Source organism: Flagellimonas beolgyonensis, from assembly GCF_003992615.1.
In the GTDB taxonomy this organism is placed as follows: domain Bacteria; phylum Bacteroidota; class Bacteroidia; order Flavobacteriales; family Flavobacteriaceae; genus Flagellimonas; species Flagellimonas beolgyonensis.
The window spans coordinates 39027-59523 of the sequence record NZ_RZMY01000006.1 but is presented as its reverse complement, the minus strand read 5'-3'; the positions used below and the strand labels follow the sequence as shown (position 1 = coordinate 59523).

Genomic DNA, 20497 nt, shown 5'->3' with positions numbered 1-20497 from the left:
ATGAGCAAAAGAGACGAGCTTATCGTAAAATATGCAGAAGACATCAAGAACAAATTTGGAGAAACGCCCAATATGGATCTATTGACCAAGGTGGCCATTGGTTTGGGACCGGCCATTTACAATTTGGATGCCTCCAAAGTATCCGGTTCGGATGAAAAGGAACTGGAAACCGTGAAGAACAACTTCTTGATCAAAAAATTGGGGTTGAGTGATGGTCCTGCCCTAATGGATGCCATTAATAACGTTATTTCAAAATACGGGTCTTCCGAAAAAAACAAGCACAGGGCCGTGATTTATTACATGCTTACCAAGCATTTTGGTAAGGAGGCTGTGTACAATTAAAAAATCAATACATTGAAGGAAGCTGTCCGTATGGGACAGCTTTTTTTATACCTTCAAATTACAGTTACCTTTGGCATATGATAGAATTGGGAAATTACAATACCCTTACAATACTCAGGGGTACGAGCGTAGGGCTCTTTTTAGGGGATGATGAAGGCACCGAAATTCTGTTGCCCAACAAATATGTGCCGGAAGATTTCAAAATCGATGCTCAGTTGGAGGTGTTCTGTTATCTCGATCATGAGGAGCGGCCCGTTGCCACCACCTTACAACCGAAAATTGTGCGCAACGGTTTCGCGTATCTTGAAGTGGTCGAGGTAGGGGAGTTCGGGGCATTTTTGGATTGGGGGTTGGAGAAACAACTTTTTGTGCCTTTTAGGGAACAGACCCAACGGATGGAAGCCGGAAAAAAATATGTGGTCCATTGCTATATGGATGAAGAGAGCATGCGCTTGGCCGCCTCCAGCAAGGTGGAAAAGTTTCTGTCAAACGCCACCATCGAACTGGAGGTCAATGATGAAGTACAACTTTTGGTATATCGAAAAACCCCATTGGGATGGGAAGTAATTGTAGAAAACAAACATAAAGGACTAATTTTCGATAGCGATATCTATAAACCGATACATATTGGCAGCACGCTGAAAGGTTACATCAAGAAGGTGCGTGAGGATAACAAAATAGACATCTCCCTGCAACCCATCGGAGCCAAAATGTTGGAGCCAACGGCCAAAATTATCCTTGATAAACTTCACGAGAACAAAGGCTTTCTGCCCTTGCACGACAAATCTTCGCCAGACGCCATTACGCAGGTACTGCACTTGAGCAAAAAAGCGTTCAAAAAAGGAGTGGGCATTTTATACCGCCAACGTATGATTGATATCAGGGCCGATGGTATTTATCTAACAGAAAAGTAAGTCCTTCAATTTGATAATAATCAGTTTTTTTCTTAGGTTAAATATTATACATTTGTAAAAACACACATTAACTGATTGGCTGTTATGCTTTTAGCATAATTTAAAATCTATAACCCCCTGAGAATATGCCTTTTATTGAAGAAAGCGACTTGTTGGACCTTCATAAGGATATCGATAAGGCCCAGATTATCAACGAACGACTACTTGATCAGATCAAATACAAGAACAAAGACCTGCGCAAATTAAAGATACAGCGCAACATTCTTTTGGGCTTTGTCGGACTATTTGTGATCGGTACGTTGGCCATTACTTCATTCACTGCCGGATTGAGCAGTAAGCAGGCCATGGAGAACCAAAACCACTATTTGGTTTCCATCGACAGTTTGGATGCCATCAAGACCCGTATCGACAATTTGAAAATGCAGAACCAAGAGCTCAGTTTGGTGAAGGAATTCTATCTGGCCAAGGAGTTTTTGAACAGGGAGAAAATATATTCCGTACAGGTCAAATCCTTTGTGGATAACAATGTGACCTTGGCTTCCGAGGCGTTGACCAACACCCTTTTTGTGAAGACCAATCCTTTTTATGCCTATTCCTTGGGTAATTTTGAAACCTTGGAAGAAGCCCAAAAATTTAGAAAACAATTGGTGCAAATGGGCTTCAAGGATGCTTTCGTAGCTTCGTACCAAGACGGAAAACGACTTAAAATAGAAGATCCTTACTAGGTTGGGAAATGCTAAGGCCTGGGTACAGGCTGCCAGATTACGTACACTTCCCCTTTCTCTCTCGGGAATCATTGTGGGTTCGGCCTTGGCCATAAAACAAGGTTTTTTTGATACTGGGATTTTTGTGTTGGCCTTGTTGACCACCGTTGGTTTTCAAGTCACCTCCAATTTTGCCAACGACTACGGAGATGGGGTCAAAGGCACGGACAACGAAGATCGTATTGGTCCGGCAAGGGCACTGCAGAGCGGACTTCTTACGCGTACCACCTTAAAAAAAGGCATTATAGCTTCCATAGCCATTTCCATGGCACTTGCGGTAATTCTGATCTATTTCGCATTTGGCACGGAAGACTTACCACTTATTCTTCTTTTTCTTTTTTTGGGCATAATGAGCATTTGGGCCGCCATTAAATATACGGTGGGCAGCAATGCCTATGGATACCGGGGAATGGGCGACCTGTTTGTTTTTTTATTTTTTGGTCTGCTCGGGGTGCTCGGTAGCATGTTTCTATATACGAAAACTTGGTTTTGGCCATCGGTTTGGCCAGCAATTGCCGTTGGTCTGTTGTGCGTGGCGGTACTTAACCTAAATAACCTGCGGGATGTGGTTTCCGACAAAAAGCATGGCAAACATACCCTAGTTGTTAAAATGGGATATAAAAATGGAAAAAAATACCATTTTTTGTTGATTATCATCGCATTGATATGTTTTTTGATCTATATTGGTGTAGAACGATTGCCTTGGCAGGTGTCGCTTTTTATGATAGCGTTTGTACCACTTTTGATTCATCTGCGCAAAGTGATGTTGACAAAAGATCCGGGCAAGTTGGATGGGGAGTTGAAAAAAGTGGCCTTGAGCACATTTTTACTGGCGATTCTCCTCTTCATGGCAGTAAATATTTTTTTGTAAATTTGATTATCAACCAGATAAACTATAAAAAACTTGGAACAACCAATTAAAATTCTAATCGTTGAGGATAATGTCATCATTGCCGATGACATGCAGTCCATGCTTGAGGAGATTGGCTACGAGATTGTGGACAACGTAATTGTCTACGAACAGGCTGTTGAAGTATTGAAGAACAACCAAGTGGATTTGGTGTTGATCGATATTATTTTGGCATCCGACAAGACTGGTATTGATCTTGGAAAACACATAAGGGACCAGTATAACATACCTTTCATTTTTGTCACTTCCAACTCCGATAGGGCTACCGTTGAAAATGCCAAGACCGTTAAACCCGATGGTTATCTGGTCAAGCCTTTTGAGCAACAAGATTTGTACACTTCCATTGAAATTGCATTGTCGAATTTCAATTATTCCAAAAAGGAAAATACCAAGGAAATTGATGAAGCGGGCGAAAGCTTCACTTCCAATTCCGTGCTGCGTGATTCCATCTTTGTGAAGAAACAGCACTTGTATTACCGAATTCAGTTTAAGGACATCCAATTTATAAAGGCGGACAATGTCTATTTGGAAGTGAATACGGCGGATAAGAAATTTTTGGTACGTTCACCATTAAAGGATTATCTGGAAAAATTACCACAGAACAAATTTTACAGGGCACACAAGTCTTATATTGTGAATGTAGATCATATCGATGCCATCAATTCCAAAGACATTGTGATCAACAATAACCTGATTCCAATCTCGAAGGATTTCAAGGAGTTCATTCTCTCATCGATGAACAGTTGATGATTCACTCATATTAACGATTTGAAAGTGCCCGTTTTGGGCACTTTTTTTTGTTCCTATATATGATTTATGTGGTCCACCACAACTTTTGGAAGGTTCACAACAATATTTTCTTGGGTTGAAGCCTCGCTTGTACTTTAGCAGTGTTAATAATTAAGAAAGTAATTTTTTCATTTTCATATAGTGTTCTCGTAAAAGGGTCTTGTTGGTAAAGCAAGGCCTTTTTTGTTTTCCACGGTTCGATGTCTACCCTTCAATTCCATGAAATGCACAAAACATCGATAAAATGCCACTTTACATACAGTGGGGTTCGTTTCACAACAGAATAAGGAACTTTCACAACAATACTGGGTAACTCTTTTGGCTAGGATTTAATTTTGGAAGCAAACTAACGTTCTTTATATACCCCATACTTTGTTTTCAGCGATGGTTTTCTTCACTGAAACTTCAAGGATTTTTTGGGGCAATAAAGGAAAAGTGGGCACAAACAATATGGGGGCTTGTGATAGACCAAGTCACCGTATCAAAAAAATTGATGGAACGTTACGTAAGACTTTTATTCACCTTTTTTTGTTTTGTTATTTTCTTGGAAGGTTCGGCTCAATCCCTATTGGATGATGAGCAGAGTGTTTTAAAGGAATTTCAAGATACGGATGCACCATCTGGGCGGTACGATGTTTTCTTTCATTCCGTTAACCGCTACAATGTAAATTCTGCCTACGATTGGTTGGATACGGTTAAAGTGTATCTCGCCAATGCCGAAAAAACCAACGATACCCTAGCCACGAGGCTTTATTTGTTGATGGAGGCCCAATTGTACAACGATCTTGGCGAGTATGACAAGAGTACAGCCTTGGCCAAAGATCTATTTGATGTAAAGGAGTCCTTGGATGTGGAAGCACGGAACAAAGTCTTGGACGTACTCGATGATAACTATGCCAATCTTCAGTTGTACGACAAGCAAATTCAGATACGGAAAGTGAAGCGGGAATTGGGCATTACCAATAACGTGGCCTTTTACGATATTTACGCCAACCTGGGCCTGTATCGCAAAGCTTGGCAACAATATGCCCAAGAAGTGAAGCCTACCATTGCCGATAACGACTCCTATGGTTTGGCCAAATACCACAGTAAAATGGGTAGTTACCTATTTTTGGATGATTCGGCCCCCACAGCAATCAGGGAATTGAACAAGGCAAAGGGATATTTGAATGTATACCTCAATGATATCTCTGTGCAACGTACCGAGGACGATATTTTTGAAACAGAGCTTTTAAGCGCCAAAATTGATGGGGATATTGCCAAATGTCACGTTAAGATGGGGGAGTATGAAACCGCCATCCCCTTATTGGAAAGTAGCATTGAAGTCTTGAAGGCATCCCCGAACAATGCCGACCGGTCCGATGTGGTGGAAAACACCTTGTTTTTGGCAGAGGCAAATTTACAATTGGAAAAATTCGCCACGGCCAAGAAATTTCTGGATATGGAGTTTGAAAATATCAACATAGACCAGACCATTAAGAGAAATAGTTTGTTGGCCGCGTATTATGACAAGACCGAAAATTTTAAGAATGCCTCCCTCTATTACAAGCGCAACGAACGTATAAAGGACTCCCTTGCCCAAAAACAGGCCAATCTTATCCGCCAGCAATTGGTTACCGTTGTGGGCAATGAGGACAACCAAAATACCCAACGCATCATTGATGAGCAGAAAAGGATCAACGAGTTGGCAAGAAATGAATTGAAGGCACAGGATGAACGTATCAATCTGGTTTTCATTTCGTTGATATTTACCTTGATGGGTTTTGCCGGTTTGGTTTATGCCTATTTGAAAAGTATTAAAAACCAACGTTTAATCGCCGAGCAGAAACACATTATTGAAAATGCGTTGGTGGAAAAGGATTCGCTTTTGAAAGAAATTCACCATAGGGTAAAGAACAACCTTCAGATGGTATCCAGTTTGTTGAGCCTACAGACCAAAAATACGCGAAGCAAAGCTGCCATTGAAGCCTTGGAAGAAGGAAAGAGCAGGGTGAAGGCCATGGCATTGATCCACCAAAAACTGTATCAGAACGATGATCTATCCGTAATCGAGATGCAGGGCTATATCGAAAGTTTGATCAACAGCGTGCAGTCGGTGTACAAAAAGGGTGGACACAACATTAGCATCACCATCGATGCTGAAGGGACAGAATTGGATATCGATAGGGCCATTCCTTTTGGACTGATTTTGAATGAGCTCGTTTCCAATTCCTTCAAATATGCGTTTCCGGAAAGTGATGAAAACGGCAAGATCTATATCCACCTTCGCAAGAATGGCGATCAAGGTTATTTCGAATACACCGATAATGGTGTAGGCCTTTCCGAAGAAACGGATGAACACACCAATTCCTCCATGGGATTGCGTTTGATCAATCGTTTGGTGAACCAATTGCAATCCAAATTGAACATTGACCGCGATGCCGACGGGGTTCGGTTTTGGTTCAATTTCAGTTAGTTAGCGTACCTGACTTTTCAGCACTACTTTATGGAGCAGTTTGGGAAAGAACCGTTTCAGGTATATCCCTTTGATCTCCTTGCCCCCGATATAGACTTCAAATTTATCTTTCTCAATGGCTGCGATCATTTTTTGGGCGGCATATTCAGGTGTTACACCGTTTTGGGTGGCCACATCATCCTGTTCTTGTGGAGAACCATCCGAGGTCAATGCATTTTTTGCCACATTGGTCTGCACAAAACCGGGGCAAACCAATGTTACCTTTACCCCATCCTTTTCATGTTCCATGCGCATAACATCAAAAAAGCCGTGAAGTGCATGTTTGGCACCGCAATAACCCGATCGGTAAGGAGAACCAAACTTGCCCATTAAACTGGTGACCGTAACATAATGTCCATTTTGGTTTTGGATGAAATGAGGCAAAATCGCCTTGGAAAGTGCCACCGTGCCCAAATAATCAATATCGATCAATTTTTTGTACACCGAAAAGTCCGTGTCCTTGATCAATGACCGTTGACTTATCCCAGCATTGTTCACCAAAATGTCCACCTTACCAAAAAGCGATAGGGCATTATTGACAACTTCATTCATGCCTTCATGGTCATTGAGGTCCAAGGGAAGTACAGCGATGTTGTCGCCATTTCCACAAAGTGATTTTACTTCTTGCAGGGCTCCTGCATTGCGTGCAGAAAGGATTAAATTACAGTTTCGGGAACTGAGTGCCAGGGCCAAACTTTTTCCGATTCCTGAAGAGGCTCCTGTGATCCAAATGGTTTTTCCTGCAATCTTCGACATGCTTTAAATTTTAGATTCAAAATATAGTTAAATTTGGGGGCACTCGATGAAAGCAAGCTATAAAAAGTACATCCTCGATTTTAAAGTCCCCAGTGGCACTTCACGTGGCGTATTGACCCAAAAAGAGACATGGTTCCTTGTTTTACGGGACAATGATCGGTTCGGTATTGGGGAATGTGGTATTTTGAGGGGACTCAGCGTGGACGACGTACCCAATTACGAGGAAAAATTACGTTGGGTTTGCCAGAACATACAGTTGGGAAAAGAACAACTATTGGGGAAACTGGCCACATTTCCTTCCATTCAATTTGGATTGGAACAAGCGTTTTTGTCCCTACATTCCCAAGATCCTTTCGAACTTTTTCCATCAAATTTCACACAAAAAGAAGCACCAATAGCCATTAACGGGCTCATTTGGATGGGCAGCGAAGCGTTCATGTTGTCCCAGCTGGAACAAAAATTGCAGGAAGGTTTCCGTTGTATCAAAATGAAAATTGGGGCCATTGACTTTGAAACGGAAATCGGAATTCTAAAATCGATTCGAAACAACTTTTCCCCTAAGGAAATTGAGCTCAGGGTCGATGCCAATGGCGCGTTTACACCGGGGGACGCCATGGATAAATTGAATCAACTGGCCGAATTTCAATTGCACTCCATTGAGCAACCCATCAAACCCAAACAATGGGATGCCATGGCCAAGTTGTGTGAGGATACTTCGCTGCCCATTGCCCTGGATGAAGAGTTGATCGGCGTGTTGGATGTAACGGAAAAAGAGAAAATGCTACAAATTATACGACCGCAATACATCATTCTTAAACCGAGTTTGGTAGGAGGTTTTCATGGAAGCGAAACATGGATTGCCTTAGCAGAAAAACAAGGTGTCGGTTGGTGGGTCACCAGTGCTTTGGAAAGCAATATCGGGTTGAATGCCATTGCGCAATGGACCTATACATTGAAACCCACAATGCCGCAAGGCTTGGGCACCGGTAGTTTGTACACCAATAATATTGAAAGTCCACTCGTAGTTAAGCGTGGTGAAATTTATTACGATCTAAAAAAATCGTGGAATACGAATTTAATTGAAGAAATATGTACATAGAACAAGGTTATAAAGGGGAAATCGGACTTTGGAAATATCTGTTCCTGCCTTTGGGTTTTATTGGGTTCATGATTTACAATTATGTGTTGACCCTCAATTCCGATATAAATATGGAGGAGGCCATGCAGCAGATTATAGATCAATTTGGCACCAACTTGGTCTTGATTATTCTTTTGGCCCCATTGGTAGTCGGATTGTTCGTCGTTTTAGGGTGGACATGGTTTGTTCATCAACAATCCATAACATCATTGACCACTTCAAGAAAGAAAATCGATTGGAGGCGTATTATGTTTGCCTTTGGGCTGTGGGGAGTGGTGACCATTTTAATGACAGGCTTGGATGTCTATCTATCACCCGAAAAATATGAACTCAACTTTAATTTGGTAAAATTTATCCCGCTCGCCATTATTGCCATTCTATTAATTCCGTTACAGACCAGTTTTGAGGAATATTTGTTTCGGGCGCATATGATGCAGGGGTTGGGAATCTGGACCAAAACAAAATGGATACCCTTGGTAGTAACCTCCACTTTGTTCGGCTTGATGCACATTGCCAATCCCGAAGTGGAAAAATTGGGCCATGGAATTTTGACCTTCTACATTGGAACTGGGTTTTTCTTGGGAATTTTGACGTTGATGGACGAAGGATTGGAACTCGCCCTTGGTTTTCATGCTGCCAATAATTTAATTACGGCACTATTGGTTACCGCGGATTGGACGGCCTTCCAAACCGATTCCATTTACAAGGATATTTCCGAACCGGCCTTGGGTTGGGACGTTTTGATTCCCGTATTCGTGGTTTATCCCATTTTACTGTTCATTTTTTCAAAGAAATACGGGTGGACCAATTGGAAAGAACGACTGTTCGGCCGTGTGATGACGAAAGAGGAATTTGTAGCAATCACTGATGGCGAATCCGATTTGGCATAATATTCACCCCGACTTTAAACTCAACGGAGCAGCCTATACCAAGGAGGATATCGTCGAAATAGGTTATAGTCTGGTAAAGGAAGGGGAGGACCATGAAATTTCCATGGGCGATTTTTTGTTGGATTGGGTTTCGGAACGATCTATTTTGGAAGTCCTCACTTCAGGCTCCACGGGGAAGCCAAAAAAAATCCAGTTGCAAAAGGAGCACATGATCAACTCAGCCTTGGCGACGGGCTCTTTTTTTAAATTGGCACCCAAGAATACGGCCTTATTGTGTTTGCCCTATTCGGGCATTGCCGGCAAAATGATGTTGGTCCGTGCCATGGTGCTTGGCCTGCATTTGGACTATGTGAATCCATCGTCCGCTCCTTTGGATAACAACAGTAAAGCGTACGATTTTGCCGCCATGGTGCCGTTACAGGTACGGCAATCCATTTCAAATTTATCCAGAATTAAAAAATTGATCATAGGCGGTGCCCCTGTTGATAGTATTTTAAAAGAGGAGCTATCCAAATCCGGAATCCCGGCCTATGAAACCTATGGGATGACGGAGACGATTACCCATGTTGCCGTGAAGGAATTGGCCCCAGACCCAAAATCCTACTTTGAAACGCTTCCCGATGTTTCGGTTACCATCGACAAAAGAGGATGTCTCGTGATCGACGCCCCAAACGTTTCCGATAGTAAGATCGTTACCAATGATTTGGTCGAATTGATATCCCATAACCAATTTACGTGGTTGGGCCGATTCGATTCAATCATCAATTCCGGTGGTATTAAATTGGTTCCTGAACAGATTGAAGCGAAACTTTCGGATTTGATCACGAACCGTTTTTTTGTCGCGGGAGTCGCCGATGTCACCTTGGGACAAAAGCTTGTTCTGATTCTGGAGGGTCAACCCAAGGAGCCGAATGTATTGTTGGAAGAAATTAAATCTGCCAATGCGCTTTCCAAATATGAAGTTCCCAAGGCTGTTTACTTTGTAAAATCGTTTGTAGAGACGCCTACAAAAAAGATTGACCGTGAAAAAACCTTGCAGCAAATCATGTAAGATTGTATTTTCCGTAAAAAATAACCTCCATGCGTAAAACCATTTATTTCCTATTGTTGCTGTTCCCTATTTGTGCCATCTCCCAACAAATTCTTCCCGAAGCGGAACGAGCTAGGGTAGTGGACGAGATTTTGGAAGAACGTTTCAATACCCTACTACCAAAATTAATGGACGATACCGGCATAGATATGTGGATCGTGATTTCCAGGGAATACAACGAAGATCCCGTGATCAAAACCATGTTGCCCGCCACTTGGCTCAATGCGCGCAGACGAACTATCCTCCTTTTTTATAGGGACAAAGCAAAAAATACCATTGATAAATTGGCGGTCGCCCGTTACAATGTGGGCAAGAGCATTATTTCAGCTTGGGACAAGGAAAAAGAGCCCGATCAATGGAAACGGTTGATGCAGCTGATCGAGGAGCGCGATCCCAAGACCATAGGTCTTAATTTTTCCAAGGACCACAACATTGCTGATGGATTGGACAAAACCGACTATGATGAGTTCATGGTCCATCTTCCAAAAAAATACCATGCCAAGGTGGCCTCGGCCGAACAATTGGCCGTTCGATGGATTGAAACCCGAACACCACGGGAAATGACCATTTTTAATCAATTGGTGGACATAACCCATGATATTATCGCAGAGGCGTTTTCAGAAAAAGTAATTACCCCGGGCATTACCACAACCACCGAAGTGGAGTGGTGGATGCGCCAAAAGGTGACTGATTTGGGATTGGAGACCTGGTTTCACCCCACAGTGGACATACAACGCACCAGTGAGGAGCTGGTAAGCCATTTGTACTCCTTCTCCGGAAGGCCCGACAATGCCGTAATTCAAAGGGGGGATCTGTTGCACTGTGATTTCGGAATTACCTATTTGCGCCTCAACACCGATTGTCAGGAATTGGCCTATGTATTACTTCCTGAGGAAACCGAAGCTCCGACCTTTTTGGTGAACGCATTGAAGGACGGCAACCGTGTACAGGACTTTTTGACCCAGAACATGGTGAAGGGTAGGGTGGGCAACGACATTTTGGCCAAGGCCCTGCAAGCAGCAAAGGAAGCCGGACTCAAACCGGCCATTTATACCCATCCATTGGGAACTTATGGCCATTCCGCAGGAACTACCATTGGCATGTGGGATGCCCAAGGCGGTGTTATGAAGGATGATGGGGAAAACTATCCATTGAACCCTAATACGGCATACGCCATTGAACTGAATGCCACCGTGCATATTCCCGAATGGAAAAGAGATATCCGGATCATGTTGGAAGAGCCAGGATTTTTTGGAGAGGATGGTTTTCGGTACATCAATGGTAGGCAAACTAAATTAATGTTAATTCCTAGGCCAAAGCCACAATTGGGCAACTGATTTTTTGTAAATTTAGTAACCATCTACTAATCATTGCTTTATGAGGTTACTATCTATTGTTTTGTTATGTTTTATAGGTTGGGGTGTTCATGCCCAACAATCCATTCAAGGCCGTATTTCCAATGATGGAAAGCCATTGTCACCCGTACATGTGGTCAATTTGATGTCTGGAGATAAGACTACATCCAACTCGGAAGGTTGGTATCAAATTTTGGCACGACCCAAAGAAGAGCTCCAATTTACTTTTATGGGCATGGATACCATAAAAATTATCACAGAAGATGTTACCCGAATATTGAACATCCATATGGAGCCGAGGGTGGAGGAGTTGGATGGGGTAACTGTTTCTGATAAAAGAACAAAAACATATCAAGAAAAACTTTTGGAGTTTCATTCCAATAAAGGAATCATAAGAACATCCTTTGGGTTTTTGGACACGGAAAAAACGGGCTATCGTGTCGGATTGCTGGATAAGGAAAGCATCAGTCAAGGCGCAATCGGTCTTGCTGATGCAATAAGGGGGAGAATTGCCGGAGTGCGTGTAGAGCCCATTTCCCAACCACCATATTATCGTATCTACCTAAGACAACTCGGCACCTTGGGCAATGGTGCAAAAACTAGCGTAAGTTATGATGTAGATGGTTTGGTCTATAATGAATATCCCGATTGGCTGGCAGCTGCCGATATAGAGCGTATTGCAGTATTATCAGGGTTATCCGCCACCATACGATACGGTAGTGTAGGGCAAGCCGGAATCATTGTGGTGAATACGAGGATGAACAATCCTTACCCAGCTGATGCCAACGGAAAACCCTACGACCAAGCCAGGCTTCGAAATAATATATATGATAGGAAAGCGCTAAAAAATGAGGCTATAGCAGATAATTACCCCCAATACCTTAGGGATTTGAAAGCTGCCAAAAATAAAGAGGAGGCCAATTCGGTGTACCGGGATTACGCTTCGAAATATAATAGGTCATATCCTTTTGTATTGGAAAGCTACCGATATTTTGTGAATACATGGAACGATCAGGAATTTGCCGACCAACTCCTGCAACAGTTCAATTCCATGTTTGCCGATGACCCTGTTGCGCTGAAAGCCTTTGCCTATGTGTTGGAAGAGGAGGGAAAATCCAAGCAAGCCCACGAAACATACAAGCAAATTTATAAATTACGTCCGGATTATGCCCAAAGCTTCATTGACTTGGCCAATAGTTACCGCAATGTAGGTATGCCAGAATCGGCTGCAACGCTTTATGCAAGACATGCCTATCTTCAGGATGAAGGCATGTTGCCAAAGGATACTGTTGATTTATCAAAAATTATGAAGCGGGAATTAAACAATATTTTCGCATTGGATAATGGTACCCTGAAGATAAAATCCAGGGTGAAAACAGAAGATGATGACTTTTCCACCCGATTGGTGTTTGAATGGAACGATTCAGAAGCGGAGTTTGAATTACAGTTCGTGAACCCTGGCAATCAATATTATAAATGGAAACACACTTTGGAAGATATGTCGGACCGAATTCGTTCAGAAAAGGAACTGGGTTATTCCATGGCCGATTTTTTAATGGATGATGAACTACCGGGAGTTTGGCAGATCAATGCTGCATATCATGGAAATAAACAATTAACACCAACCTATATTAAAGTAACCATTTACCGCAATTTCGGTTGCAAATTGCAACGAAAAGAAGTAAAAGTATTTCAATTGGGCCTAAAGGGATCCAACTTACACTTATTTAATTTGAATTTACCTTCGCAAGTGGTACAATCCAAATAGGCTATACCTGCAACACACCCATATTGAACTTTTTCTCAATGGGGGCATGGTTTGCGGCTTCAATGCCCATGGATATCCATTTTCGGGTATCCAATGGGTCAATTATGGCATCGGTCCATAACCGGGCAGCGGCATAATACGGCGAAATTTGATTATCGTAGCGCTGTTTGATTTTATTGAATAGCGCTTTCTCTTTTTCGGCATCCAAAAGTTCGCCACTTTTTTCCAAGGAAGCCTTTTCAATTTGCAACAATACTTTGGCCGCAGAGTTACCACTCATCACTGCCAATTCGGCACTTGGCCAGGCCAAGATCAAGCGCGGATCATACGCTTTGCCGCACATGGCATAATTTCCAGCTCCGTAGCTGTTGCCAACCACAATGGTGAATTTGGGCACCACGGTGTTGCTCACCGCATTTACCATTTTCGCTCCATCTTTTATGATTCCACCATGCTCGCTCTTGCTTCCGACCATAAAGCCCGTCACATCCTGTAAAAACACCAATGGAATCTTCTTTTGGTTGCAGTTCGCTATAAAACGCGTGGCCTTGTCCGCTGAATCCGAATAGATCACACCACCAAATTGCATTTCACCCTTTTTGGTCTTTACCACCTTCCTTTGATTGGCCACAATGCCTACGGCCCAACCATCGATACGGGCATAGCCGGTTAACAGCGTTTTGCCATAACCTTCTTTATATTGTTCAAATTCGGAATCGTCCACCAATCGTTTGATGATTTCCAACATATCATATTGGTCACTCCGGGAGGTTGGGAGGATGCCATAAATATCTTCCGGGTTTTCCAAAGGTGCTTTTGCCGCGATTCGATTAAAGCCAGCCTTTTCAAAATCGCCGATTTTGCTTACAATGCTTTTGATCTTGTTCAGTGCATCTTTGTCGTCCTTCGCTTTGTAATCGGTAACCCCGCTTATTTCAGAATGGGTGGTTGCGCCACCTAGGGTTTCATTGTCAATGCTCTCGCCAATGGCGGCCTTTACCAAATAACTGCCTGCTAAAAATATGCTGCCTGTTTTATCCACGATCAGCGCTTCATCGCTCATAATGGGCAAATAAGCCCCTCCAGCAACACAACTGCCCATCACCGCTGCAATTTGGGTGATTCCCATACTGCTCATGATCGCATTGTTTCGGAAAATGCGTCCAAAATGCTCCTTGTCCGGAAAAATCTCATCCTGCATGGGCAGGTACACCCCGGCACTGTCCACCAAATAAATAATGGGCAATTTGTTTTCTATGGCAATTTCTTGGGCACGAAGGTTTTTCTTTCCAGTAATGGGAAACCAGGCCCCGGCTTTTACCGTGGCGTCGTTGGCCACCACCACACATTGTTTGCCTTGAACGTATCCGATTTTTACCACGACTCCTCCGGATGGACAGCCACCATGTTCCTCGTACATACCGTCACCAGCAAAGGCACCAATTTCTATGGAAGGGGCATCTTTGTCCAACAGGAACTCGATTCGTTCCCTGGCGGTCATCTTACCGTTGGCATGTTGTTTTTCAATCCGTTTTTTACCGCCACCGAGTTTTACTTGAGCCAGTTTTCGTCGGAGTTCGGACAATTTTAATTTATTATGGTCTTCGTTTTTATTGAAGGTAAGATCCATTTTGTTTCAATTCGTTTTGTCGGCTAAAGATAAGGAGTAATAATCATTACTTTTGGAATATATGGAAACCAAAATCAGATGGGGCATTGTGGGCCCTGGAAAAATTGCCACAAAATTTGTTTCAGATTTAAGTCTTGTTGACGATGCAGAATTGACCGGGGTCGCATCAAGAAATTTGGGACGGGCAAAAGCATTTGCCAAAGAATACAACATTCCCCATGCCTTTGGCAGTTATGACGAACTGTTTCAATCCGATGTGGTGGACGCTCTGTATATCGCCACTCCGCACAATTTTCATAAAGATTTGGCCATTGCAGCCATGAAGAATGGAAAACACGTGCTTTGCGAAAAACCCATGGGCATCAGTAGGGCGGAAGTGGAGGAAATGGTTGCTGTTGCCAAAGCGAACAATGTGTTTCTGATGGAAGCGCTTTGGTCACGATTCAACCCTACGATTCAACAGGTGAAAGATAAAGTGGAGCAAGGGCAAATCGGTGACCTAACCTATTTACATGCCGATTTCGCTTTTTATGGACTCGATCGCGACGAGGATTCCCGAATATTGAATCTTAATTTGGCATCCGGTTCCATTTTGGATATCGGCATTTATCCCATTTTTCTTTCGTATTTGTTGTTGGGAATGCCCGAAACTATTTTGGCTGCCTCCAATTTTCACGAAAATGGCACGGAACTGCAGACCAGTATGATTTTTCAATATCCCAACGCACAAGCGGTCCTGTACAGTGGTCTTACCAGTAATTCCCATATGGAGGCTGAAATTTCAGGTTCACAAGGTGAAATCTTTTTGAGACCCAGATGGCATGAGGCCAGAGGGTATCGAATGGTGAAGGGTGAGTTGGAAGAGGTAGTGGAACTCCCATTGAAAGGAAACGGGTATTATTATGAAATTTTGGAGGTGAACCGTTGTTTACGGGCAAACAAGATTGAAAGTGACCTTTGGTCACATCAAAATAGTTTGGATTTAGCCTGGCTTTTGGACAAGGTCCGTAAAATTTGCGGCATCCGTTTCCCTTTTGAGACATAATAGCACGCAACCCATTTAGATTATTGCATTTTTTCCGATATTTGACGGCTACAGAACGATTAACAATGGGAATGAATAAGAATACAGTGCTCGCTTGGGCCACATGGATCATGATTTTTGTTGGATTGGGAATGATTGCACTTGGTGCATTCAAATATGATGAAGTCGCCGGCTACGGATTTGGGGCGGTCGGTATCGGCTTTTTTGCCATTGCTTGGGTTTTTAATGCCCTAAAAGGTAGGGTGTAACCTGGTTTCTAAACTTTTAATTACTACACATGTCAGACGATAAGAAGGTCATTTTTTCAATGTCCGGGGTTACCAAGACCTATAAAACGGCCAACACCCCAGTGCTTAAAAATATTTATCTGAGTTTTTTCTACGGTGCCAAAATCGGTATTCTGGGTCTTAACGGTTCGGGTAAATCAACTTTGTTGAAGATCATTGCCGGGGTGGATAAAAACTATCAGGGCGATGTGGTTTTTTCCCCGGGTTATACGGTGGGTTATTTGGAGCAGGAACCGCAACTCGATGAAAACAAAACTGTGTTGGAAGTTGTGAAGGAAGGTGTGGCCGAAACAGTTGCGATCCTTGATGAATACAACAAGATCAACGATATGTTTGGGCTTCCTGAAGTATATGAGGATCCTGATAAAATGCAGAAGTTGATGGACAAGCAAGCTGCGCTTCAAGACCAAATTGATGCCTCCAATGCCTGGGAGCTGGATACCAAGTTGGAAATCGCCATGGATGCGCTACGTACACCGGAATCCGATAAAAAAATTGCGGTGTTGTCAGGAGGGGAACGCAGAAGGGTGGCCCTTTGCCGTTTGTTGTTGCAAGAACCGGATGTACTTTTACTCGATGAGCCCACCAACCACTTGGATGCCGAATCGGTACACTGGTTGGAACACCATTTGGCACAATACAAAGGAACGGTGATCGCCGTGACGCACGATAGGTATTTCTTGGACAATGTAGCTGGTTGGATTTTGGAATTGGACAGAGGTGAAGGTATCCCATGGAAAGGCAACTATTCCAGTTGGTTGGACCAAAAGGCCAAACGTTTGGCACAAGAAAGCAAACAAGCTTCCAAACGTCAGAAAACATTGGAACGGGAGTTGGAGTGGGTGCGACAAGGGGCTAAAGGAAGACATGCCAAACAAAAAGCGCGTTTAAACAATTACGATAAACTCCTAAGTCAAGATCAAAAACAGGTAGAGGAAAAGCTGGAAATCTACATCCCCAATGGACCTCGTTTGGGAACCAATGTAATCGAAGCCAAAGGCGTTAGCAAAGCGTACGGTGATAAATTGCTGTATGAAGATCTTAACTTTAATTTGCCACAAGCAGGCATCGTAGGCATCATTGGTCCGAACGGAGCCGGTAAAACCACCATTTTCCGTATGATCATGGGGGAGGAAACGCCGGACAAAGGCGAGTTTGTGGTGGGTGATACCGCAAAGATTGCCTATGTGGATCAATCGCATTCCAATATTGATCCAGAAAAGACCATTTGGGAAAACTTCAGTGATGGTCAGGAGTTGGTAATGATGGGTGGCAGACAGGTTAATTCCAGGGCTTATTTGAGTCGATTCAATTTCTCGGGCAGCGAGCAGAATAAAAAGGTAAATATGCTGTCTGGTGGGGAACGAAACCGATTGCATTTGGCCATGACCCTAAAAGAGGAAGGCAACGTGTTACTGCTGGATGAGCCCACCAACGATTTGGATGTGAATACCTTACGAGCTTTGGAAGAAGGTCTGGAGAACTTTGCGGGCTGTGCGGTGATCATATCACACGACCGATGGTTCTTGGATCGGATTTGTACCCATATTTTGGCTTTTGAGGGAGATTCCCAAGTTTATTTCTTTGAAGGTTCCTTCTCCGATTATGAGGAGAACAAAAAGAAACGCCTGGGCGGTGATATTATGCCCAAGCGTATCAAGTATAAGAAATTGATTCGTTAAGCAGGGATTATTATTCCTCGCTTCCTATATTTTTAAGTCCGGATTCCAATAGCTTTTTGGCGCGTTCCAAGTACGCTTTTTGATGGGCAGCCAAACTATTGGGGTCTTGGTCTGAGCTAGACGAAGCTGTTCCAATGGTTTTGGATAGTTCCACCAATTGCTCTATCGCCTTTTCAGCGGATTGGAGTTTGTCGTTGGCATGTTTTTCAAACACCTTGATCATCTCCATTTCCATGGAATTGTCCGGTGCAGCGGCCACTTCGGCTTCAACCTGATCGGTAGCTGCAACATCCTCCGAATCATAATCATCGGCGCTGGCTGTAACGGAAGTGCCTAAGGTGCATTGGTCGATTAGGGTAATCAATTCATTGATCTGGCCCAACGCCTTTTTGGTAAAGAAGCGACCAGCTTCCCAATCGGCAGGCTCAATGGCCTTGTCAAGGGTTTCCATCGCATCGATGGTCTTGCTTTCTGCTTTTTCGCAATTACAATCCCCTTGGGATGCCTTTGCTTTTTCCAAAGCGGTCCAAGCCCTATCGGCATAGTACATCTGATGCTCAAAATTGGTGGCCGACATGGCCTTTTTACAATGGTTGAGCGCGTAGGTTACTTTGGAATAAAAATTATCACATTGTTGGGAAAACGTAGCATTTGTGGCAATAAATAGCGCCACAACTACTAAAACACGGGATTTGGGAGCCATGGTTAAGTATTTGATTTGGTTCTAGTTTGTTATCCTAACGGTAAAAAGCGGGTATTATTTTGTGTGATCAAAAATCATCTTTGGGATACCAATCCAATTGTACTACCGAAATATTGGGGTCGCCCTCATTCACCAAGGTCTTGAATTTTGCAACATCGCTCACATCTGGACGTCCTCTGTAATGATAGGGATAGACTTCTTTGGGTTTAAATTCAATAACCGCATCGGCTGCACTTTCAACCGTCATGGTGTAGGGAAGGTTCATGCACACAAACGCTTTGTTAATGTTCTGCAATGCCCGCATTTCGGGAATATCTTCCGTATCTCCCGAAAAATAGATGCGTTCATCACCAAATGTCAATACATAGCCATTGCCCCTGCCTTTGGTATGGAAGTTCAACGCTTCTTCCCGTAAATTGTACATGGGAATGGCTTCCACAGAAATTCCGGAGAATGTCTTGGTCTCCCCATTTTTCAAAACGGTTACTTTGGAAGAAAGTTCTTCCGGCATCTGGATGGCAACTGCTTGTGGTGCAATGATGGTCGTGTTTTGGGTATCCAGTTCCTTTAGGGTATCCAGATTGTAATGGTCGCCATGTTCATCTGTAATTAGGATGATATCTGGGGAATTTTGCCCTTCAAAGGCCGCTTTTCCACCAACAGGGTCCATATATAAGGTAATTCCGTTCCATTCCATTACCGCTGTGGCGTGTTCAATGGGTGTGATGTTAACTTCGGCCGGAGCTTCCATCGCAACTTCTTCGGAGGGTGATTCGGTAGCTTCTTGCTTGTTTTCTTTCTGCTTACAGGCCATCATCAGAATAATGGATAAGCTGGTGATGATAAAATTTCTTTTCATGTGGCTTTTTTGAGATTCCTTTAAAAATAGGGGATTTCAGGTATTTATTAAATTTTTTTAAAGATAATTTCCAATGATATGATCCAAATAAACATCTGAGGCGTATATAAACCAAACACGATTGATTAAAAACCTTAAACGAGAATCAATTAAATTAAAAAGTTATGACTGAAGCAAAAAACAATAATGGGTTGAAGGTAATTGCCGGACTATTGGGTGTTGTTCTTTTGGGAACCATCATCTACACCATTAGCCTTTACCAGGATAAGAAAAAAACTACTGAAGCGCTTACCCAAGAAAAAGAAGTGGTTGTCAATGATTTGAACAACTTGAAAGCCGAATATGACAAGGCCATCTTGGAAAGCAATGCCACCAATGAAGAATTGGTTGCCGCAAGGGACAACATCGCCAAGTACATCGACTCCGTACAGAGCATGAAGGCTGACATTTCCACCCTTTCCCGTTACAGAAGACAAGTAAGCGTTCTTAAAGCTGAAAGAGAAAAACTATTGAAGCAAGTGGATTCCTTGACCCAGTCCAACAGCTTGTTGGCCATGCAAAGGGACAGCACTTTTGTTGAATTGGAAAAACAAACCGTATTCAACGATTCTTTGATCGTACAGAACACCCAATTGGCTGATGCTGTGGAAAGAGGTTCTGCACTTAGCCTTTCCAAATTCTCTGTGGATGCCGTTAAAGAAAGAACCAGTGGAAAATTGGTTTCTACTTCCAGAGCCCGTGCCACCGACAAATTCAAAGTATGTTTCACTATCGCTGAAAACGTAATTGCTGAAGCAGGTGACAGGGAATTCTACATCGAAGTATTGGACCCACAAGGAAACGTATTGGGAGACAGCTTCTCCAAATCAACTGAAGAAGGTGCTTCCGTAACCTACAGCAAGTCTACCAATTTCTACTACGAAAACGATTCTTTGGATGTTTGTGATTACATCAACAAGCCAGCTAGTGAATTCCAAAAAGGAAACTACATGGTAAATGTGTATGACAGCCAATTGAAATTGTTGGGTACTTCCAAATTCGAGTTGAAGTAAGACACACTATCCATAATACACAAAAAGGC

Annotated in this window: 19 protein-coding genes; 15 read left to right on the top strand and 4 right to left on the bottom strand. The window is 43.0% G+C overall.

The genetic code is table 11. From position 1 onward, the window contains the following. The 6 genes from EO131_RS03970 to EO131_RS03945 all read left to right on the top strand — a co-directional run bounded on the left by EO131_RS03970 (position 1) and on the right by EO131_RS03945 (position 6174). A complete protein-coding gene (locus tag EO131_RS03970) occupies positions 1–342 on the top strand; it encodes a DUF2853 family protein (protein WP_127019138.1) in 342 nt (113 codons plus the stop codon). Positions 343–419: 77 nt separating this feature from the next. Continuing rightward, positions 420–1256 (top strand): CvfB family protein, encoded by an 837-nt coding sequence (locus tag EO131_RS03965; protein WP_127019136.1) that lies wholly within the window; start codon positions 420–422, stop codon positions 1254–1256. A 125-nt stretch (positions 1257–1381) separates the two neighbouring features. Further along, positions 1382–1981, top strand: a complete 600-nt coding sequence (locus EO131_RS03960; protein ID WP_127019134.1) for an SPOR domain-containing protein — start codon at positions 1382–1384, stop codon at positions 1979–1981. Position 1982: 1 nt separating this feature from the next. Continuing rightward, positions 1983–2891 (top strand): 1,4-dihydroxy-2-naphthoate octaprenyltransferase, encoded by a 909-nt coding sequence (menA, locus tag EO131_RS03955; RefSeq protein WP_127019132.1) that lies wholly within the window; start codon positions 1983–1985, stop codon positions 2889–2891. 33 nt (positions 2892–2924) lie between these two features. Continuing rightward, complete coding sequence (locus EO131_RS03950) at positions 2925–3677, top strand: LytR/AlgR family response regulator transcription factor (RefSeq protein WP_127019130.1); 753 nt, start codon at positions 2925–2927, stop codon at positions 3675–3677. A 535-nt stretch (positions 3678–4212) separates the two neighbouring features. After that, entirely contained in the window at positions 4213–6174 is a 1962-nt protein-coding gene (locus EO131_RS03945; RefSeq protein ID WP_127019128.1) for a sensor histidine kinase, read from the top strand. Here the strand turns inward: EO131_RS03945 and EO131_RS03940 are convergent, their stop codons facing one another. Continuing rightward, positions 6175–6969, bottom strand: coding sequence for an SDR family oxidoreductase (locus tag EO131_RS03940; protein ID WP_127019126.1), 795 nt, complete (start codon positions 6967–6969; stop codon positions 6175–6177). 46 nt (positions 6970–7015) lie between these two features. Between EO131_RS03940 and EO131_RS03935 the strand changes: the two genes are divergently transcribed. From EO131_RS03935 to EO131_RS03915, 5 genes are read left to right on the top strand one after another with little or no spacing between them, the layout of a single operon-like run. Next, on the top strand, positions 7016–8068 hold the full coding sequence (locus EO131_RS03935; protein WP_127019124.1) for an o-succinylbenzoate synthase: 1053 nt from the start codon (positions 7016–7018) through the stop codon (positions 8066–8068). Beyond that, the gene (locus EO131_RS03930) at positions 8059–8997 is read left to right on the top strand and encodes a CPBP family intramembrane glutamic endopeptidase (RefSeq protein WP_127019122.1); all 939 of its coding nucleotides are present in this window, start codon (positions 8059–8061) and stop codon (positions 8995–8997) included. The genes EO131_RS03935 and EO131_RS03930 overlap by 10 nt, the downstream gene beginning before the upstream one ends. Continuing rightward, complete coding sequence (locus tag EO131_RS03925; RefSeq protein ID WP_127019120.1) at positions 8975–10048, top strand: AMP-binding protein; 1074 nt, start codon at positions 8975–8977, stop codon at positions 10046–10048. The genes EO131_RS03930 and EO131_RS03925 overlap by 23 nt, the downstream gene beginning before the upstream one ends. A 29-nt stretch (positions 10049–10077) precedes the next feature. Beyond that, the gene (locus EO131_RS03920) at positions 10078–11424 is read left to right on the top strand and encodes a M24 family metallopeptidase (protein WP_127019118.1); all 1347 of its coding nucleotides are present in this window, start codon (positions 10078–10080) and stop codon (positions 11422–11424) included. A 40-nt stretch (positions 11425–11464) separates the two neighbouring features. After that, positions 11465–13210 carry a TonB-dependent receptor plug domain-containing protein gene (locus EO131_RS03915; RefSeq protein WP_127019116.1) on the top strand — a complete coding sequence of 582 codons (1746 nt, stop codon included), beginning with the start codon at positions 11465–11467 and terminating at the stop codon, positions 13208–13210. Between the two features lies 1 nt (position 13211). On the opposite strand, the gene EO131_RS03910 is transcribed toward EO131_RS03915, so the two are convergent. Next, a complete protein-coding gene (locus tag EO131_RS03910; RefSeq protein ID WP_127019113.1) occupies positions 13212–14840 on the bottom strand; it encodes an acyl-CoA carboxylase subunit beta in 1629 nt (542 codons plus the stop codon). A gap of 61 nt (positions 14841–14901) precedes the next feature. On the opposite strand from EO131_RS03910, the gene EO131_RS03905 reads away from it, so the two are divergent. The 3 genes from EO131_RS03905 (at position 14902) to ettA (ending at position 17854) form a co-directional block, all read left to right on the top strand. Further along, on the top strand, positions 14902–15885 hold the full coding sequence (locus tag EO131_RS03905; protein ID WP_127019111.1) for a Gfo/Idh/MocA family protein: 984 nt from the start codon (positions 14902–14904) through the stop codon (positions 15883–15885). 71 nt (positions 15886–15956) lie between these two features. Beyond that, complete coding sequence (locus tag EO131_RS17075) at positions 15957–16133, top strand: CAL67264 family membrane protein (RefSeq protein ID WP_164731607.1); 177 nt, start codon at positions 15957–15959, stop codon at positions 16131–16133. A gap of 29 nt (positions 16134–16162) precedes the next feature. Next, positions 16163–17854 carry an energy-dependent translational throttle protein EttA gene (gene ettA, locus EO131_RS03900; protein ID WP_127019109.1) on the top strand — a complete coding sequence of 564 codons (1692 nt, stop codon included), beginning with the start codon at positions 16163–16165 and terminating at the stop codon, positions 17852–17854. Between the two features lie 10 nt (positions 17855–17864). Here the strand turns inward: ettA and EO131_RS03895 are convergent, their stop codons facing one another. Together EO131_RS03895 and EO131_RS03890 are read right to left on the bottom strand one after the other, a co-directional pair. Beyond that, entirely contained in the window at positions 17865–18557 is a 693-nt protein-coding gene (locus EO131_RS03895; RefSeq protein ID WP_127019107.1) for a hypothetical protein, read from the bottom strand. Between the two features lie 67 nt (positions 18558–18624). Further along, positions 18625–19416, bottom strand: coding sequence for an MBL fold metallo-hydrolase (locus EO131_RS03890; protein WP_127019105.1), 792 nt, complete (start codon positions 19414–19416; stop codon positions 18625–18627). A 164-nt stretch (positions 19417–19580) separates the two neighbouring features. Between EO131_RS03890 and EO131_RS03885 the strand changes: the two genes are divergently transcribed. Further along, a complete protein-coding gene (locus tag EO131_RS03885; RefSeq protein ID WP_127019103.1) occupies positions 19581–20468 on the top strand; it encodes a hypothetical protein in 888 nt (295 codons plus the stop codon). The last annotated feature ends 29 nt before the right edge of the window (positions 20469–20497 follow it).

Excerpts from the sequence above, each read along its gene's own strand:
- EO131_RS03970 (WP_127019138.1), top strand. The coding sequence starts at position 1 with ATGAGCAAAAGAGACGAGCTTATCGTAAAATATGCAGAAGACATCAAG.
- EO131_RS03965 (WP_127019136.1), top strand. The coding sequence starts at position 420 with ATGATAGAATTGGGAAATTACAATACCCTTACAATACTCAGGGGTACG.
- EO131_RS03960 (WP_127019134.1), top strand. The coding sequence starts at position 1,382 with ATGCCTTTTATTGAAGAAAGCGACTTGTTGGACCTTCATAAGGATATC.
- EO131_RS03945 (WP_127019128.1), top strand. The coding sequence starts at position 4,213 with ATGGAACGTTACGTAAGACTTTTATTCACCTTTTTTTGTTTTGTTATT.
- EO131_RS03940 (WP_127019126.1), bottom strand. The coding sequence starts at position 6,969 with ATGTCGAAGATTGCAGGAAAAACCATTTGGATCACAGGAGCCTCTTCA.
- EO131_RS03935 (WP_127019124.1), top strand. The coding sequence starts at position 7,016 with ATGAAAGCAAGCTATAAAAAGTACATCCTCGATTTTAAAGTCCCCAGT.
- EO131_RS03930 (WP_127019122.1), top strand. The coding sequence starts at position 8,059 with ATGTACATAGAACAAGGTTATAAAGGGGAAATCGGACTTTGGAAATAT.
- EO131_RS03925 (WP_127019120.1), top strand. The coding sequence starts at position 8,975 with ATGGCGAATCCGATTTGGCATAATATTCACCCCGACTTTAAACTCAAC.
- EO131_RS03920 (WP_127019118.1), top strand. The coding sequence starts at position 10,078 with ATGCGTAAAACCATTTATTTCCTATTGTTGCTGTTCCCTATTTGTGCC.
- EO131_RS03915 (WP_127019116.1), top strand. The coding sequence starts at position 11,465 with ATGAGGTTACTATCTATTGTTTTGTTATGTTTTATAGGTTGGGGTGTT.
- EO131_RS03910 (WP_127019113.1), bottom strand. The coding sequence starts at position 14,840 with ATGGATCTTACCTTCAATAAAAACGAAGACCATAATAAATTAAAATTG.
- EO131_RS03905 (WP_127019111.1), top strand. The coding sequence starts at position 14,902 with ATGGAAACCAAAATCAGATGGGGCATTGTGGGCCCTGGAAAAATTGCC.
- EO131_RS17075 (WP_164731607.1), top strand. The coding sequence starts at position 15,957 with ATGAATAAGAATACAGTGCTCGCTTGGGCCACATGGATCATGATTTTT.
- ettA (WP_127019109.1), top strand. The coding sequence starts at position 16,163 with ATGTCAGACGATAAGAAGGTCATTTTTTCAATGTCCGGGGTTACCAAG.
- EO131_RS03895 (WP_127019107.1), bottom strand. The coding sequence starts at position 18,557 with ATGGCTCCCAAATCCCGTGTTTTAGTAGTTGTGGCGCTATTTATTGCC.
- EO131_RS03890 (WP_127019105.1), bottom strand. The coding sequence starts at position 19,416 with ATGAAAAGAAATTTTATCATCACCAGCTTATCCATTATTCTGATGATG.
- EO131_RS03885 (WP_127019103.1), top strand. The coding sequence starts at position 19,581 with ATGACTGAAGCAAAAAACAATAATGGGTTGAAGGTAATTGCCGGACTA.